Origin of the sequence: Ruminococcus sp. (genome assembly GCF_045129435.1) — a bacterium.
GTDB lineage: Bacteria > Bacillota > Clostridia > Oscillospirales > Acutalibacteraceae > Ruminococcoides.
Genome location: NZ_JBGVJL010000012.1, coordinates 1 through 17,538 on the forward strand (window position 1 = coordinate 1; position 17,538 = coordinate 17,538).

16 protein-coding genes, 1 tRNA gene and 1 pseudogene are annotated in these 17,538 nt (G+C 39.3%); 13 read left to right on the forward strand and 5 right to left on the reverse strand.

Going from position 1 to position 17,538, the window contains the following annotated elements:
• The 8 genes and pseudogenes from ACJMMI_RS00465 to ACJMMI_RS00500 form a co-directional block, all read left to right on the forward strand.
• A pseudogene (locus ACJMMI_RS00465) lies at positions 1 to 193 on the forward strand (16S rRNA (cytosine(967)-C(5))-methyltransferase RsmB); the annotation flags it as partial.
• A gap of 4 nt (positions 194 to 197) precedes the next feature.
• Entirely contained in the window at positions 198 to 1,238 is a 1,041-nt protein-coding gene (gene rlmN / locus ACJMMI_RS00470) for a 23S rRNA (adenine(2503)-C(2))-methyltransferase RlmN (protein WP_405352458.1), read from the forward strand.
• A 1-nt stretch (position 1,239) separates the two neighbouring features.
• Positions 1,240 to 1,965: a Stp1/IreP family PP2C-type Ser/Thr phosphatase gene (locus ACJMMI_RS00475; RefSeq protein WP_405352460.1), complete on the forward strand. Its 726-nt coding sequence runs from the start codon at positions 1,240 to 1,242 to the stop codon at positions 1,963 to 1,965.
• Between the two features lie 20 nt (positions 1,966 to 1,985).
• Positions 1,986 to 4,076 (forward strand): Stk1 family PASTA domain-containing Ser/Thr kinase, encoded by a 2,091-nt coding sequence (gene pknB, locus ACJMMI_RS00480; protein WP_405352462.1) that lies wholly within the window; start codon positions 1,986 to 1,988, stop codon positions 4,074 to 4,076.
• A 5-nt stretch (positions 4,077 to 4,081) separates the two neighbouring features.
• Complete coding sequence (rsgA, locus tag ACJMMI_RS00485; RefSeq protein ID WP_405352465.1) at positions 4,082 to 4,969, forward strand: ribosome small subunit-dependent GTPase A; 888 nt, start codon at positions 4,082 to 4,084, stop codon at positions 4,967 to 4,969.
• 12 nt (positions 4,970 to 4,981) lie between these two features.
• Positions 4,982 to 5,614 carry a thiamine diphosphokinase gene (locus tag ACJMMI_RS00490; protein WP_405352468.1) on the forward strand — a complete coding sequence of 211 codons (633 nt, stop codon included), beginning with the start codon at positions 4,982 to 4,984 and terminating at the stop codon, positions 5,612 to 5,614.
• Positions 5,615 to 5,666: 52 nt separating this feature from the next.
• A tRNA-Ala gene (locus ACJMMI_RS00495) sits at positions 5,667 to 5,742 on the forward strand.
• A 159-nt stretch (positions 5,743 to 5,901) separates the two neighbouring features.
• Positions 5,902 to 7,530: a PASTA domain-containing protein gene (locus ACJMMI_RS00500; RefSeq protein ID WP_405352471.1), complete on the forward strand. Its 1,629-nt coding sequence runs from the start codon at positions 5,902 to 5,904 to the stop codon at positions 7,528 to 7,530.
• A 545-nt stretch (positions 7,531 to 8,075) separates the two neighbouring features.
• Here the strand turns inward: ACJMMI_RS00500 and ACJMMI_RS00505 are convergent.
• Entirely contained in the window at positions 8,076 to 8,744 is a 669-nt protein-coding gene (locus ACJMMI_RS00505) for a helix-turn-helix domain-containing protein (RefSeq protein ID WP_405352474.1), read from the reverse strand.
• A 71-nt stretch (positions 8,745 to 8,815) separates the two neighbouring features.
• On the opposite strand from ACJMMI_RS00505, the gene ACJMMI_RS00510 reads away from it, so the two are divergent.
• From ACJMMI_RS00510 to ACJMMI_RS00530, 5 genes are all read left to right on the forward strand, one after another.
• The gene (locus ACJMMI_RS00510) at positions 8,816 to 9,445 is read left to right on the forward strand and encodes a histidine phosphatase family protein (RefSeq protein ID WP_405352476.1); all 630 of its coding nucleotides are present in this window, start codon (positions 8,816 to 8,818) and stop codon (positions 9,443 to 9,445) included.
• A 134-nt stretch (positions 9,446 to 9,579) separates the two neighbouring features.
• Positions 9,580 to 10,650 carry a 3-isopropylmalate dehydrogenase gene (leuB, locus tag ACJMMI_RS00515; RefSeq protein ID WP_022235477.1) on the forward strand — a complete coding sequence of 357 codons (1,071 nt, stop codon included), beginning with the start codon at positions 9,580 to 9,582 and terminating at the stop codon, positions 10,648 to 10,650.
• A gap of 23 nt (positions 10,651 to 10,673) precedes the next feature.
• Positions 10,674 to 11,393 carry a CpsB/CapC family capsule biosynthesis tyrosine phosphatase gene (locus ACJMMI_RS00520; RefSeq protein ID WP_405352480.1) on the forward strand — a complete coding sequence of 240 codons (720 nt, stop codon included), beginning with the start codon at positions 10,674 to 10,676 and terminating at the stop codon, positions 11,391 to 11,393.
• 120 nt (positions 11,394 to 11,513) lie between these two features.
• On the forward strand, positions 11,514 to 12,458 hold the full coding sequence (locus tag ACJMMI_RS00525; RefSeq protein WP_405352482.1) for an alpha/beta hydrolase: 945 nt from the start codon (positions 11,514 to 11,516) through the stop codon (positions 12,456 to 12,458).
• Positions 12,459 to 12,497: 39 nt separating this feature from the next.
• Entirely contained in the window at positions 12,498 to 13,025 is a 528-nt protein-coding gene (locus tag ACJMMI_RS00530) for a methylated-DNA--[protein]-cysteine S-methyltransferase (protein ID WP_405352485.1), read from the forward strand.
• A 674-nt stretch (positions 13,026 to 13,699) separates the two neighbouring features.
• On the opposite strand, the gene groL is transcribed toward ACJMMI_RS00530, so the two are convergent.
• The 4 genes from groL to ACJMMI_RS00550 form a co-directional block, all read right to left on the reverse strand.
• Positions 13,700 to 15,328, reverse strand: coding sequence for a chaperonin GroEL (gene groL / locus ACJMMI_RS00535; protein WP_117704270.1), 1,629 nt, complete (start codon positions 15,326 to 15,328; stop codon positions 13,700 to 13,702).
• 37 nt (positions 15,329 to 15,365) lie between these two features.
• Positions 15,366 to 15,650: a co-chaperone GroES gene (groES, locus tag ACJMMI_RS00540; RefSeq protein WP_022235482.1), complete on the reverse strand. Its 285-nt coding sequence runs from the start codon at positions 15,648 to 15,650 to the stop codon at positions 15,366 to 15,368.
• Positions 15,651 to 15,840: 190 nt separating this feature from the next.
• Positions 15,841 to 16,968 carry an Mbeg1-like protein gene (locus ACJMMI_RS00545; RefSeq protein ID WP_405352490.1) on the reverse strand — a complete coding sequence of 376 codons (1,128 nt, stop codon included), beginning with the start codon at positions 16,966 to 16,968 and terminating at the stop codon, positions 15,841 to 15,843.
• 115 nt (positions 16,969 to 17,083) lie between these two features.
• On the reverse strand, positions 17,084 to 17,538 hold a 455-nt coding region (locus tag ACJMMI_RS00550; RefSeq protein WP_405352492.1), incomplete at its 5' end, for a TetR/AcrR family transcriptional regulator C-terminal domain-containing protein.

Genomic DNA, 17,538 nt, shown 5'->3' on the forward strand with positions numbered 1-17,538 from the left:
CACTTTGAATCCTGAGGAAAACAATAAAAATACTGCAAAGTTCCTCGCTGAGCACCCTGAGTTTGAGGGCATTGCACTTGAGCTTCCAAAAAAGTTAAACAGAGCCTTTGACGAGGAAAAATACGAAATAACACTTATGCCGCACACCTTTGAGGGCGACGGTTTTTACATAGCAGTATTTACAAGGAGGTAATCTTTTGAGCTTAATTGATATAAAATCACTTGACTTAAACGAGCTTACCACCCTTATGACTGAAAACGGCTTTGAAAAATTCAGAGCAAAGCAAATATACCTATGGCTTAACAAAAATGTCACTTCTTTTGATGAAATGACGAATATTTCTTCAAAAATCAGGGATTTTTTAAAAAGAAGTTGTTACATTTCTGTTGCAAATATTGAAAAAAAACTAATTTCAAGGTATGATAAGACAGTAAAATATCTTTTTGCGTTTAATGACGGTGAATGTGTGGAATCCGTTGTGATGAACTACAAGCACGGATATTCAATCTGCATTTCCACTCAGGTGGGCTGTAAAATGGGCTGCACCTTTTGTGCAACTGGTAAAAGTGGCTTTTCAAGAAGCCTTGCACCATCGGAAATGCTCAACCAGATTGAGGCTGCACAAAAAGATTTAAACATAAGAATTTCAAATATTGTCCTTATGGGAATGGGCGAACCGCTCGACAACTTTGATAATGTGGTAAAATTTTTAAGGCTTGTGTCTGATGATAACGGACTTAATATTGGTATGCGTCACATTACGATTTCTACCTGCGGTATCGTTCCTAAAATTTATGAGCTTGCTAAGCTTCACTTTGGCATAACGCTTTCTGTGTCGCTCCATGCTCCCAATGATACCGTAAGGCAAAAGACAATGCCTATTGCGAAAAAATATTCTATGGATGAGCTGTTAAAGGCTTGCAAGGATTATTTTGACATAACGGGCAGACGAGTGACATTTGAGTATTCTATGATAAGCGGTGTAAATGATTTTGACAGGGACGCATATGAGCTTGCCGAAAAGCTTGCCGATATGAACTGCCATGTGAATCTTATACCGGTTAATACCGTTGACGGAACGGGATATAAAAAGAGCAGTATTGAAAGGCAACAGACTTTTGTAAATATACTTGGCCGAAAACATATTGCGGCAACAGTCAGGAGGACTCTGGGAAGTGATATAAACGCTTCCTGCGGTCAGCTCAGACGAAATCATACTAATGAAGGAGGAAAATAACTTGGAAGTTTTTAGCAAAAGTGACATTGGCTTAGTTCGTTCACAAAATCAGGACGACTGCCGCTTCGGAGTTATTTCTCCCAGCTGTGCTTGGGCAGTAGTCTGTGACGGAATGGGAGGTGCCAACGGTGGCAACATAGCGAGTGCAACAGCGGTAGAGTACATAAGCTCCAAAATTACCGATTTATATAAGGATGATATGACCAAAGAGCAAATCGGAGAGCTTATTGCTGAAATTGTTGTAAACGCTAATATGAAAATATATGAGCTTTCTTTAAAAGACCCGGAGCTGACAGGAATGGGTACAACATGCGAATTTGTGTTTGTGAAGGATACTACAGTTCATATTGTCCATGTTGGTGACAGCCGTACCTATGCTATAAGAGGCGGCAAAATAAAACAGCTTACCGAGGATCACTCTGTTGTGCAGGAAATGGTACGCAGAGGCGAGCTTACCTATGAGCAGGCACAGAATCACCCAAATAAGAATTTTATAACAAGAGCACTCGGAATAAAGCCATCTGTAAGGCTTGACTATATTGAGGCAAACTTTATTTACGGTGATGTTCTTTTAATATGTACAGACGGACTTTCCAACTGCATCACAACAGGCGATATGGTAAAAATTTGCCACGAAAACAGGGGCGAAGGACTTATTAATAAGCTTGTTGATAAAGCAAAGGAAGGCGGCGGAACAGATAATATTACCGCCACGGTTATTTATTGAGAAACGGAGAGTGAAATAAATTGGATAAGTATATCGGCAAAAGACTTGACGGCCGCTATGAAATTCACGAGCTTATCGGCGTTGGCGGTATGGCTAATGTTTATCGCTGTAACGATACTCTTGATGACCGTGAGGTAGCCATTAAGATCTTAAAGGACGAATACCTTAATAATGAGGAGTTTATTCGCCGATTTAAAAATGAGTCAAAGGCCATTGCTACACTTTCACACCCTAATATTGTAAAGGTGTATGATGTAAGCTTTGGCGATATGATTCAGTATATTGTAATGGAATATATTGACGGTATTACTCTTAAAGAGTATTTTGACCAACAGGGTATTATTGAGTGGAAAGAGGCTTTATACCTCACAAGTCAGGTGTTAAAGGCTTTGCAGCATGCTCATGAGCACGGCATAGTTCATCGTGACATCAAGCCACAGAATATTATGCTTTTACAGGACGGCACAATCAAGGTTACAGACTTTGGTATTGCTCGTTTTTCAGACAAGGCAACACGCACAATGACAGAACATGCTATTGGTTCTGTTCACTATATTTCACCTGAGCAGGCAAGAGGAGAAGCAACTGACGGTAAGTCAGACATCTATTCAGTTGGTGTTATGCTCTACGAAATGCTCACAGGCAAGCTTCCTTTTGATGCTGACAGTGCAGTATCGGTTGCTCTTATGCAGCTTCAGTCCACACCAAAGCGTCCAAGAGAGCTTAACCCTGCAATTCCAATCGGACTTGAGCAGATTACAATGAAAGCAATGGAGAAAAATCCTGCCGACAGATATAATTCTGCCGCTGAAATGCTCAACGATATGGAGCGTTTCAGACTTAATCCGTCAATAGTGTTTGATTATTCAAAGTTTGTAGATAATCAGCCTACCAAGTTTGTAACTTCACTTAAAGATACAAAAACAAACAGCACAAAATTTGATAATGCTAAGGAAGCTAAGCCGGAGGAAACTCCTGAAAAGGAGATTGAAACTGCTGACGAGGAAGAGAAGAAAGAACATAAGCCGTCTTATTATGCTATCAAGGGTATTGTGATTTCTGCAATTATTGTGGTTGCTATTTTTGTCGGTCTTGCAATTTTCAGAGGCTGTACAACATCACAGGCAAAAGATGTTGAAGTGCCAAACTATGTTGGCAAAACTCTTGCAGAGGTAAATGCCGATAATAAGGATAACTTCAATTTCGTTATTGAAAGCAAATATGACGCTTCAAAGGAGCTTGGCGTTGTTCTTGAGCAGGAACCTGCGGCTGACTCAAAGCTTGTAAAATCAGGCTCACAGATTACACTTAAAGTCAACGGAACAGATACTAATGTTTCAGTTCCTTATATTCTCAATTATTCTGAAAAGGACGCTTCCGCAATCATCGAGGGCAAGAGCCTTGTTCCGAAGATTATTTATGTTGAGAATACAAAAACACCAAAAGGCTATGTTGCAGAGGTATTCCCAAAAGCAGGTGTTCAGACAAATATCGGCTCAACTGTTTATATCTACATTGCAAACGGCGAGAGAGATGAAAAGGTAACTATTCCTTCAGTTTCAGGCTTACTTCTTTCTGAGGCAAAGACAAAGCTCGTTGATGCAGGTCTTACAGTAGAAACTGTATATGACGATGACAGCAAAGAACCTAAGGATACAGTCCTTTCACAGTCACCTTTACAGTATGGTAAGGTTGACAAAGGCACAGTAGTAACACTTACAGTAAGCTCCGGTAAGGGCGATACTGCTACAGTAAATGTATTTGTTGACTTACCGCTTAATGCACCGGAATCAGTTGAAATGACTGTAATAGTTGACGGTGTGGTTGATACTAAGTATTCAAAGACACTTGTACCGCAGTACAACAAGACCTGTACACTTGAATTTACAGGTTCAGGCACATCAAACATTGTTGTACAGCTTGACGGACAGGTTTATCGTGAATATACTATTGACTACTCAACACTTGTTGTTACAACAACTGCCGCACATGATTACGTTGTAGCTACAACAGCACCGACAGAAACAGAGCCGCCATATACAGAACCGGCTTACACAGAGCCAACTGTACCGGCTACAGAGGCAACCGAGCCGACAGTTGAGGCTTATTGATTGGTATGAGTAGTAACGAAGGTTTATTAATGAAAGTGCTCGGCGGATTTTATTATGTTGAGTGCGACAATCAGATTTATGAATGTAAGGCAAGAGGAAGTTTCCGTAAAAGCGGAAACTCTCCTCTTGTTGGCGACAGAGTAAAAATAAATGTTCAGAAAGAGGGATACGCCTCTCTTGATGAAATTTTACCGAGAAAAAATAAGCTCAAGCGACCACCGCTTGCAAATATTGATGTTCTTGTAATAGTTTGCTCTACAGTTTCACCGTATCCAAATTATGCGGTTATCGACAAAATGACAGCTGCTGCCATTAACAGCGATATGCAGCCTGTAATTGTTATTTCTAAGGATGATATTGAAAGCGGTGACAGCGTTGCTTCAATATACAGAAATGCAGGCTTTGAGGTATTTTGTACTTCTCCCGAAAAACCTGAGGAGGTGCAAAGGCTTAAAAACTTGCTTATGGGCAAAACATCTGCTTTTACAGGTAACAGCGGTGTTGGCAAGTCAACATTACTCAATATGCTTTTTCCTGATTTGAGTCTTGCAACCGGTGAGATAAGCGATAAACTCGGCAGAGGCAGACACACCACAAGAGCAGTTGAGCTGTTTAATCTTGACGGCTGCTACATTGCTGACACGCCCGGCTTTTCAACAGTAGATTTACAAAGATATGAAATAATTGACAAGGACGAGCTTCAATATTGCTTCCCCGAGTTCAAAAAATATCTTGGTGAATGTATGTTTACCTCTTGTTCACACACATGTGAAAAGGGTTGTAGAGTGCTTGAGGCTTTGGCTGACGGTGAAATTGAAAAAACTCGCCACGCAAGCTATGTTGCAATGTATAACGAGGTAAAAGATATTAAAAAGTGGCAGCTTAAAAAGTAAAGGAGAATTTTAATGCGTTGTGTGATAATTGCAGGTTCGCCTGAAGCTGATGTTGATTTTATAGCAAAGCAGGTAAAAGACTGCAATTATCTTATCTGTGCAGACAAAGGCTATGAATATGCTAAAAGAGCAAAAGTTAAGCCTGACCTAATAGTTGGTGACTTTGATTCCTATAACGGAGAGTTGCCGAATGATTGTGAGATAATAACGCTTGATTCCCACAAAGACGATACCGACCTTTTGCATTGTATTGAGGTTGCACTCAGTCGAGATTACGATGATTTTGCAATTCTCGCTGCAACAGGCGGCAGGTTTGACCACACTTTTGCAAATATTTCAACGCTTATGTATCTTGACAAAAAAGGAGCGAGCGGCGAAATAATTTCAGAAAAAGAAAGTATCCGCTTTTTAAAAGTCGGTGATTATAACTTTGATAACTGCAAGGGAAAAACTTTTTCGGTATTTCCATTTGCCTGTGACAAGGTTAATGTATCTTACATAGGAACAGAGTATTGTGCAGATAAGCTTGACCTGACAGCAGAGGATGCAATGGGAGTTTCAAATATATTTGTGTCTGAAAAAGCAAGCATAAAAATAAATTACGGAAATGCAATATTTATAATCAATCAGAGTATAAATCAGTAGCATTTTTAACAGATCACTATATTGTATGTTAATAAATTACAAGTCCAAATATGGGGGTATAGCTCAGCTGGGAGAGTGTCTGACTGGCAGTCAGAAGGTCACGGGTTCGAGCCCCGTTATCTCCACCACTTGTATTTTTACATATTTTGTCATTATGAAGTTACAGTTACAATAACAAAACTGTAATTATAATGACACGCATTAGTCTTGAAAAGAATTATAACCTTATGATATAATATGTTAGTATCATTTCGATTTGTGTTATTCTATTTGGAGTTGAAATTTATATGTCATTATGTATGGGTTGTATGCAGGAACTAAACGGCAGTAAAATCTGCCCTAACTGCCATTTTGATAATTCAGAGGTTCAGTCGGCACCGTTTTTGCCTTTTGGCACAGAGCTTGCAGGCAGATATGTTACAGGTACAGGACTTGACACCAACGGTGAATCAACTCGCTATATTGCTTTTGATAAGCAGACCGGCGATGTTGTAATTGTCACTGAGTTTTTGCCTATCGGTCTTTTTTCAAGGGAAGAGGGACAGACTGAGTTAAAGGTTAATTACGATGACAGACTTACTTATAATAAGCTTAAAGATGAGTTTGTTTCATATTTCCGCATCATTTCAGAGTTAAAGGATCTTTCAGCACTTGCTGATATAAAAGATATTTTTGAAGAGAACAATACTGCTTATGTTGTTGAAGAAAAGGAAGATTTAATTCCTTTTGAGGAGTATATTGAGCGTAGCAACGGTCATCTTGATTGGGACATTGCAAGACCACTCTTTATGCCTGTTATTTCAGCACTTGAGGCTCTTCATAAGCGTGGTGTAGGTCATTATGCCGTTGCACCTAAGAACTTATTTATCACAACATCAGGCAAAATCAGAATGATTGGTTATGCTACAGAAAACGAGCGTAAGCGTGGTACCGCCCTCAAATCACAGCTCTTTTCAGGTGCTGCTGCACCGGAGCAGTATGATGACAACTTTCCGCTTGATGATATTACCGATATTTATGGTCTTTGCTCAACACTTTTTTATGCACTCACAGGTCATCTTCCAAAGAATGCAGTTGAGCGTTTAAAAGACAGCAGACTTCTTATGAGTACATCTACTGTTAAGAGCCTGCCTCCTCATGTAGTATCAGCTCTTGCAAATGGTTTGCAGGTACAGCGTGAAAACAGAATTACAGATTTTGATGAGCTTCGTTCTCAGCTTTCTGTTGCTCATACAGCAAAGGCAATTCAAGACGAAATTTCAAGAACAGCAAGTATGAATATTACAAAGGAGCAGTCACGCCAGAAAAACGGTATGTCACATGCTTCTATTGTTATTATTTCTGTTGCGGTTACAGTTCTCGTACTTGGTATTGCAGGTGTGTTCTGGCTTATGCAGAATCCTCTTGCAGGCGTATTCTCAGGCAATACAGACGCTACTGCGGCTTCTACATCAAGCACAGAGTGGACCGGTCCTGTTGTACCAAACTATGTAGGTATGAAGTATGAAGATGTTGTAAAGGCAGCCGCTTCCGATGATACTGTTGTTGTTTACAGAGATTACAATGACGCTTACAGCGACAAATATGCTGAGGGTGTAGTTATGCAGCAGTACCCACCGGCAGGTTCAAAGGTTGAACAGGAGGACGGAATTACAGTTTCTGTCACAGTTAGCCTTGGTGCTCAGATGCGTGAGCTCCCCGCAATTCAGGGCAATAAAGTTGATGAGGCTGCGCAGTCACTCGCAGATTCAGGACTTCTTGCAACAGCTGAGTATCAGTACAGCGACACAGTAGCAGAAAACAGAGTAATCGGCTACAAAAACCATGTTGCAGGTGATACCCTTGAGAGTGGTTCTAACATTATTATTATCGTGAGCAAGGGCAGACAGCCTTCTACAACTCAGGCTACCTCCTGATATTTTAAAGCTAAAACTAATGGCTGAATCAATTATCTATTGACTCAGCCATTTATGTTTATTAGATGATTATGGTTTAGCTACGGTCGGGAAATTTTGTTTGAATTATTACAGATTTTATACTCGAAAATAAAAATTTGGTCAACCTTTTTCAAAGGTTGTGGGTGTGGGCAAAGCCCACATATACTTTTGGTTAATACAACGCTTTGATAGCCAAACAGCTTGCTGTTTGGAGGATTAAGCACAACGGCGAAAGGCTTATAATTGCGACAGCAACACAAAGCAGAAAAAATATTCTTTTAATTTTTTATAAATCATTTCTTATTAAAAGGCTGTCGCCTGTTTTGTCAAACCTTGCTTTAGCACACAAACAGCGTTGCTGTTTGTGCCTTATAAATTGTAATAGACACAGTCTTTTTTTGGGCTTTGCCCAAACCCACGAGCCTTTAAAAAGGCTCGACCTAAATTTTTTTATTATTTATCCTAAGCTTTCTGCTGAACCATCAATATTACCACCAACATTTAAAACAGAACCTATTAGATGATTATTTAAACTTGCTTTTAACGCCTTTTTCTGCATTTCTTACGAGGGTGAACAGAGATGCAGTACCCTTTTCAAAATATCTTGAAAGTAAATCGGGCGAAAGTGCCATTGAGGTATTTTCGGTTTTGCTTTCTATTATTGCATCTATCATTGCAAGGTCAAGCGTCATTGCGGCACTGCTCAGACTTCTGTATTTATTTTTACTGATGGTAAACATATCCTGTGGATTGCTTTCCTCACAGGAATAAACTGAGCGAAAGGCTTGATATTGTGCGTTCATAAGGTAATTGCTTACAGCATTTGTAAGCTTTTTGTTGCCGAGTTTTTCGAGAATATCAAAAATTACTGAAGTTGTATTCATTACAACCTTTTTATTTATCAGAGCCACCATATTACTGCCTTGCTCAACTGTTGGCACTTCGACGTCGGGTATATTCATAGGCTTTTCCAGATTGCCGCTTCTGTTGGGAGTTCTGCCAAGCAGATAGTCGCATGATACATCATAGTATTCGGCTGTTTTCACCAAAAAATCAAGGCCACATTCTCGTATTCCTTTTTCGTAATGAGAGAGCAAGGCCTGAGAAATTCCGAGGTCAGCCGCCACTTGCTTTTGGCTGAGTCTGCGCTCCTTTCTCAGCATTGAAATAATTATAGGAAAATCACTGTTCATAAAAGCACCTCTTTTATACGAACAGTATAATATAATAATTACAATTTGTAAATACCATAGGAGTTACAATTATGAAATCTTATATCATTCATTTTATCCGCCACGGAAGTATTGACGAAACTCTTTCGGGTAAATACATAGGCACAACCGATGTTCCGCTTTCCGACAAAGGAAAAATGGAACTGAAAAAGCTTGATTATGAGTACCGATATCCGGGTGCACAGGCTGTTTTTACAAGTCCGTTAAAGCGTTGTACTGAAACCTGTAGAATACTTTATCCTGAACAGAATCCGCTTGCCATTGCAAATCTTTCAGAGTGCAATTTCGGCGAATGGGAGGGCAAAACTGCTAATGATTTAAACGGAGATGAGGATTTCCAGAAATGGCTTGCAGGCGACCCATCTGTTAAACCGCCAAGAGGAGAAAGCAACGCTGATTTTACACGCAGAATATGCAATATGTTTGAAAGCATAGTTGAGGGACTCATCAAAACAGGCACAACCGAGAGCGTTATCATCACTCACGGCGGTGTAATTATGACCTTACTTGCAGTATATGGTATGCCGCAGGCGAAGCCCTTTGAATGGGTAATGGACAACGGCTTTGGATATTCTGTAAGAATCACCCCTCAACTTTGGCAGAGGGATAAGATTATGGAGGTTTTCTCGGTAATTCCTGAGAAAAAGGATATTGAAGATTAATTTTTAAAATCATATAAATTGTAGCATAGTTTACAATCTTTTATAAAAAATTGTGCAATAATGTAATATACAGGTACAATAATTTTACTTATTTGTGCCTATACTGACAAATTAACTCAAAGGAGATTTTTAATATGGCAGACTACAAAATTGTTTTGTTAAAAGGTGACGGTATCGGCCCTGAAATCGTAAATCAGGCAGTTAAGGTACTTGACAAAGCAAGCGAAAAGTTTAATTTTACGGTAGAGTATGATGAGGCACTCCTCGGCGGCTGTGCTATTGACGCAACAGGTGTTCCGCTTCCTGACGAAACTGTTGCAAAGTGTAAGGCGGCAGACAGCGTACTTTTAGGTGCTGTCGGCGGTCCTAAGTGGGATAATCAGCCGGGTAATAATCGTCCTGAGGCTGGACTTCTCGGAATCAGAGGTGCTCTTGGTCTTTTTGCTAACCTTCGTCCTGCTGTTATTTTTGAACCGCTCAAAAAGGCTTCTCCTATCAAAGATGAAATTATCGGCGGTTCACTTGATATTATGATTGTTCGTGAGCTTACAGGCGGTATTTACTTTGGTAAAAGAGGCAGAACAGAGGTTGACGGTCAGCCTGCTGCTTGGGATACTGAGCAGTACTCTGTACCTGAGGTAGAGAGAATTGCAAGAGTTGCTTTTGACCTTGCTATGAAGAGAAATAAAAAGCTTACAAGCGTTGACAAGGCAAATGTTCTTGAGTCATCAAGACTTTGGAGAGAAACTGTTACAAGAATTTCTAAGGAATATCCGGAAGTTGAGCTTAACTATATGTATGTTGACAACTGTGCTATGCAGCTTGTAAGAAATCCGGGTCAGTTTGATGTTATTGTTACTTCAAATATTTTTGGCGACATTCTTTCAGACGAGGCATCAATGATCAGCGGTTCAATCGGTATGCTCGCATCTGCAAGCCTTTCAGAGAGCAAGAGCGGTCTTTATGAGCCAATCCACGGTTCTGCACCTGACATTGCAGGACTTGGCATTGCAAACCCACTTGCTACAATTCTTTCTGTTGCAATGATGCTCCGCTATTCACTTGACCAGCCACAGGCAGCAGATGCTATTGAAGCAGCTGTTACAAAGGTACTTGAGAATAACCGTACTCCTGATATTTATGAGGAGGGTACAAATAAGGTTACTTGCGAGCAGATGGGTGACCTCGTTTGTGAAGCACTTTAATTATTACAGAATGGAGGGGTAAAATGCAGCTTTATGATATGCATTCGCATATACTTCCCGGAATTGATGACGGAGCAACAAGCGTTGAAAAAAGCCTTGTAATTCTAAATGAGCTGAAAAAGCAGGGAGTTACAAATGTGTGCTTTACTCCTCATTTTTATACAAATGAAATAAGTGCGGCTGATTTTGCGGCTAACAGACAGCACGCTATTGAAGAACTTATGCCACACATTCCTGAGGGAATGAATGTCGTGGTAGGTGCTGAGGTGTATGTGAGCCGATATATGTTTAACGGCGATGATTTTTCCTGTGCTTGCTATGGAAATTCTCGCTACATACTCACCGAGCATGCATATACAGCTAAATTTACAAGTCACACAATGAGTTATTTTATAAAGCTGATTGAGAATTATAATATGATTCCGATTTTGCCGCATGTGGAGAGATACCCTGTGCTTATTAATGACCCGTCTATTATTGCGGAGTTAAAGGATATGGGTGTTGTAATTCAAACCAACACTAATTCCTATACAAAAAAAGCCTCGTTTTTCTCAAAGCATAAGCTTATAAAGCTTATAAAGGGCGGTTTTATTGATATTATCGGAAGTGATGCTCATTCCTTACATCACAATGACCCACGCACATTTACCGAGGCAATAGATTTTATTACTTCAAAATGCGGTGAGCAAACAGTAAGAAAAATGATGAACAACGCTGAAAAAATCTTTAATAGTGCACTTTAATAATTTGCTGAAAAAGGATGTACTCTTTCGGGTGCATCCTTTTAAAATTACTACTAAAACCCTATTTTTGCGGATATACTAATAAGAGAATATTTAGGTACTGAGAAATGGGGTTGTGGTGTGAGAGAGATAGTTATCGGAATTTTGTTGTTTGTACTGCTGCTCATTGTTTGCACAGCTTTTGTATCGGAATATTTGTTTAAAATTATTATTTGCCGCCAAAAAAAGACCAACTGCCAAAAGGATATTGACGCTGTGGCAAGCTGGTACAGACATTATCCTATAGCCAAAGAGGGAAGAAGATGGCTTGAAAATATGCCGTACATTAATGTGTATATAAAGTCGTTTGACGGGCTGAAACTGTACGGTGCGTTGCTTGAAAACACAAAGCCGACCGATAAAATCGTAATCTGTGTTCACGGCTTTACAGGCAGTGGTAAAAAGGATTTTGCAAGCCTTGCACATACTTATTACAATAACGGATACAATGTTTTGCTCGTAGATAACAGGGCACACGGGCAAAGTGAGGGCAAGTATGTGGGCTTTGGTGTGCTTGACCGTCTTGATTTGCGTAACTGGGTGAAATATGTAATAAACCGCTTTGGCAGTAATATGCAGATTTTTTTGCATGGAATTTCAATGGGCGGTGCAACTGTGCTTATGTCGAGCAGTATTATGCCAAAAAATGTTGTCGGAATTATTGCCGACTGCGGTTTTACAAGCGTGTATGAAATCTTTGTTTATGTGCTGAAACGAGATTACCATTTGCCCAAATTTCCGATAATTTATGTTACAAATATAATGTCAAAACTCAGGGCAGGCTATTCGTATAAAGATGTGAACACAACCGAAGAAATTGCAAAATCAAACATTCCGATTTTATTTATTCACGGTGAAAATGACGAGTTTGTGCCTCTGTGGATGACTATGAAGAACTATTCCTATTGCAAGGCATATAAAGAACTTTTGGTGGTAAAGGAATCCGAACACGCCGAATCCCATTACATTGACAAAGCAGGCTATGAAAAGAAAGTGCTTGCTTTTATGAAAAGGTTAAGTAAATAGCCGATAAGCATTAACTGTTTATCGGCAAAGGAGAATATTATGCAGTACATAAATACTTACAATTCGCCTATTGGCAAGATTACTCTTGCAAGTAACGGCACAGAGCTTACAGGCTTGTGGTTTGAGGGGCAGAAATATTTTGCATCAACACTTACAAAGGAATACGAGCAAAAAAATCTGCCTGTTTTTGAACAGACAGCAAAGTGGCTTGATATATATTTTTGCGGAGAAGAACCGAATTTTACACCGCCGCTTTATTTGTCATCAACGCCATTTCGCAATGAGGTGTGGAAAATTCTTCTCACCATTCCATATGGCAAAGTAATGACCTATGGAGAGATTGCAAAAAAGATGGCACAAATAAAGGGAGTAGAGAAGATGTCTGCCCAAGCTGTGGGTGGTGCTGTGGGAAACAATCCCATTTCAATAATTGTGCCTTGTCATAGGGTGGTAGGCTCTAACGGAAGCCTTACCGGCTATGCAGGCGGTTTGGATATTAAGCAAAAGCTTTTGCAATTTGAACATACCGATATGTCAAGGCTGTTTGTGCCTTACAAATTGCAATGAAAACAACTTTTTTGAGCGTTGCCCAAACCCATGAGCCTTTAATAGGCTCTCCCTCAACATTTAAAACAGAACAATTTAATATAACGCAAAACTATCTTTTGTAATAAAAAATGGTTCTTTTTCATAGTTGGGGTAAATTATGGTTTAGCAACGGTCGGGAAACTTTTGCTTGAATTAGCACAGACTTTATACTCGAAAATAAAAATTTGGTCAACCTTTTTCAAATGTTGTGGGTGTGGGCAAAGCCCACAATACTTTAGATTACGCAAATTTTTTATAGCCAAACAGCTTGCTGTTTGGTGGTTTGAGCACAACAGCGAAAGCCTTATAATTGCGACAGCAACACAAAAAAGCCATTCTTCTTTATTATTTATTAATGAAGTATTTCTTTTTAATGGCTGTCGCCTGTTTTATCAAACTTTGCTTTAGCACACAAACAGCGTTGCTGTTTGTGCCTGAAAATTTGCAATGAAAACAATTTTTTTGAGCGTTGCCCAAACCCACGAGCCTTTAAAAAGGCTCGACCTAAATTTTTTGTTATTTATCCGAAGCTTTCTACTAAACCATAATTTATCATATTACCCCAACATTTAAAACGGAACCTAAAAAATCTGCCACACCTTAATTTAGGTATGGCAGATAATATTTTATGGGAAATTATATGGAGTTTTAAATTAGTACATACCGCCCATATCAGGAGCAGCCGGTGCAGCAGGAGCTGCAGGCTCTTTAATGTCAGCAACGAGTGACTCTGTTGTGAGTACCATTGCAGCAACAGAAGAAGCGTTCTGGAGAGCTGAACGAGTAACCTTTGTTGGGTCAACAATACCTGCCTCGATCATATCTGTGTATTCCTCTGTAAGAGCGTTGAAGCCATAGCCAACCTTGTTAGCTTTCTTAATGTTCTCGCAGATTACGCTGCCCTCAAGACCTGCGTTTGCGGCAATCTGACGGAGTGGTTCTTCAAGAGCCTTGAGAACAATTTTAGCACCTGTTTTAGCGTCACCCTCAAGAGTGTCAACAAATGCTGATACAGCAGGAATAGCGTTCATACAAGCGATACCGCCGCCTGCTACGATACCCTCTTCAACAGCAGCCTTTGTAGCAGCGAGAGCGTCCTCAATTCTGAGTTTCTTTTCTTTCATTTCAACTTCAGTAGCAGCACCAACCTTGATTACTGCAACACCGCCTGCAAGCTTTGCAAGACGCTCCTGAAGCTTTTCACGGTCGAAGTCAGATGTTGTTGTTTCAATCTGCTGACGAATCTGAGCAACTCTGCCCTTAATAGCATCCTTGTCGCCTGCACCGTCAACGATGATTGTGTTTTCCTTTTCAACCTTAACCTGACGAGCAGTACCGAGCTGATCCATAGTTGTATCTTTAAGCTCGAGACCTAAGTCAGAAGTAATTACTGTACCGCCTGTGAGTGTAGCAATATCCTGAAGCATTTCTTTTCTTCTGTCGCCAAAGCCCGGAGCTTTAACAGCAACACAAGTGAATGTGCCTCTTAACTTGTTAAGTACCAAAGTTGTAAGAGCCTCGCCCTCAACATCTTCAGCAATAATAAGGAGCTTTCTGCCTGACTGAACAATCTGCTCAAGGATTGGAAGAATTTCCTGTGTATTTGAAATCTTCTTATCTGTAATAAGAATGAATGGGTTGTCAAGCTCAGCTACCATTTTGTCTGTATCTGTTACCATATAAGGAGCAATGTAGCCTCTGTCAAACATCATACCTTCAACAACCTCGCTGTAGGTTTCAGCTGTTTTTGACTCCTCAACTGTGATAACACCGTCTGTTGTAACCTTTTCCATAGCCTCAGCAATGAGCTTACCGATGAACTCATCCTGTGATGATACTGTAGCAACTCTTGCAATATCGTCTGAGCCTGATACCTGCTTGCTGTTGTCTGATACAGCCTTTACAGCAACATTGATAGCGTCTGCAATACCCTTTTTAAGAACCATTGGGTTTGCACCTGCTGTTACATTCTTCATACCCTCTCTGATAAGAGCCTGAGCAAGAAGTGTAGCTGTTGTTGTACCGTCACCGGCAACATCGTTTGTCTTGATTGAAACTTCCTTAACAAGCTGAGCACCCATATTCTCAAATGGATCGTCAAGCTCGATTTCCTTTGCGATTGTTACACCGTCGTTTGTGATAAGCGGAGCACCGTACTTTTTGTCAAGTACAACATTTCTGCCCTTAGGGCCAAGTGTAATTTTAACTGTATCAGCAAGCTGGTCAATACCTCTCATAAGAGATTTTCTTGCTTCTTCACCATAAGCAATCTGTTTAGCCATAATAAATTACCTCCAAAAATATATCAAATATAATTAATTATTCTACTGTAGCGAGAATATCTGACTGGCGAACGATTGTGTACTCTTCACCGTCAATCTTAACTTCTGTGCCTGCGTACTTGCTTGCGATTACCTTGTCGCCAACATTTACATACATCTTTACTTCATTGCCGTCAACAACTCCGCCCGGGCCAACTGCAACTACTCTTGCAAACTGTGGCTTTTCCTGTGCTGCTGATGAAAGAATGATACCACTCTTAGTTTTTTCTTCGGCTTCTTCAACCTGTAATACTACTCTGTCAAGTAATGGTTTGATACTCATAATATAAATCCTCCTAAAAGTTTAAATGTTAGTTTGGTTAGCACTCTATATCCTTGAGTGCTAATTATATTTTATACCATTTTTTTGAAATGTCAAGAGAAATTTGACTAAATTTGACCTTTAATTTATAAACAATTAAATTTATTTGTACAACGGTCTATTTTAATTCTGTATTAGCATTAAAATAGCTTTAAACAATGCTTTTATCGTTTGATTTTTCCTTAGGTTCAGGTTTGTTTACTTCATATCCGTTTTTAATAGAAAGCTTTGCAAGTAATCTGATACCCTCGGTAAGTGATTTTTTAGATTCGTTATCAATTTTATTAAAAGCTTTAATCATAGTAGGAATATTCTTTATGCCTGCCTTCCGAATATCGTCAAAGGTGATGTTTCCTCCCTCTGCCATAATCTGAAATACTGAATCAATAATTTGCTTTTTCTGCTCTGTATTTAGTCCGTCAATCAGTTCTTTCATATTCTTTTCAGCAAAGCGAATACTTTTTGTATCCTCGTCAAGATGAACAAAGCTTTTGCCCACAACATTCCAACTGAATGCGTTGTGCTGCCAAAAAGAATGACTTCCGCTTTTTACAATGATATAATCCTCATCGTGCTCAAGTAACATTCCAACAAATGATGATTGTGGAACAAAAGTTGAAATTTTGTCTGAAATTTCTTTGTATTGCTCGCTTTCTATAAATTCCTTTGAAAATCCGGGACCATCATTATTATATACACGCTCAATTCTGTTTTTTATTTCAGAAAAAGCGTTGACAGCGGCATATATTGCAAGGTTACCGCCTTTTGAGTGACCGCCAAGGTAGATTTGACAGTTTGGATATTTATCAGCCACTCTGCTAAGGTACGCACCAGCCTTTAGCTGAGAGGGAATATTGTCGGTAACTGCAATCATACAATCCTCTTTCCAGCCGTTGAGTGTATTGTCTGTGCCACGAAAGGCAACAAAAATCTTGTCAGTATCAAAATGAAATGTGCAAGCACCAAACTGCATAGGTGTGTTTTCGCAATCCGATTCTTCGTAGTCAGACACATACACATTTTTAAATCTGCTGCATTTGCCCGTCTGTGCCAAAAGCTTTACAATTTCATTTGCGGCTATATTAGAAAAATATTCTTCTCGTTTATCTTTAGCATAAAGCTTACTTACATCAGAAAGAGGAAGAGGTGACTTTTCAGTATAGCCCGAAAAATCAAGATATACAATTTCTGAAAAAATAAGAGCGTCAACCTCATTTAATGGTGATATTTCAAAGCTTAAATCACCACGCCATTTTATGTAATTAGCAAGATTGTTCATAACCCACCTCCATATGTGATACCAAATTTTAACATATATAATGTAATAAAAGCAATATTTTTCACAAAAAATTCAGAATGCCCATTGCAAAAATTTACAATGGGCAAAGAATTAGTTATTTTTGAGGTGCTCTTTTTAAAATATCGGGCAAAGAGTCAATTATAACTGTAATATTAAGAATTGTTTTTTTCTCATCAAGACAATGATTGTTTTTAAATCCGTTTATAAGCATACCTGCCGCCGCTTCTGTAAAAAAGTCGCATATAAATGCTTTAAAATCATCAGTAACTTCTAAGTTGTTTTGCTGTTCGCAATTATCCACTTCTTTTCTGATTATATATATGAAATCGTTGTAAAAGAATCGTTTCAGTTCATCTCTGCCCATGCTGTCATAGGCACAGTTAAGAATATGTGTGTTTTTCTTTACATAATCAATTACAAACTGAAGTGCTTCCTCGTAGTCAATCAGTAGGTCAAAATTTTTGACAACCTCAATAGCCTCTTGTTCAAGAGTCCATTTTAGCAAGGCGTAAATATCCTCAAAATGATAATAAAAGGTCTTTCTGTTCA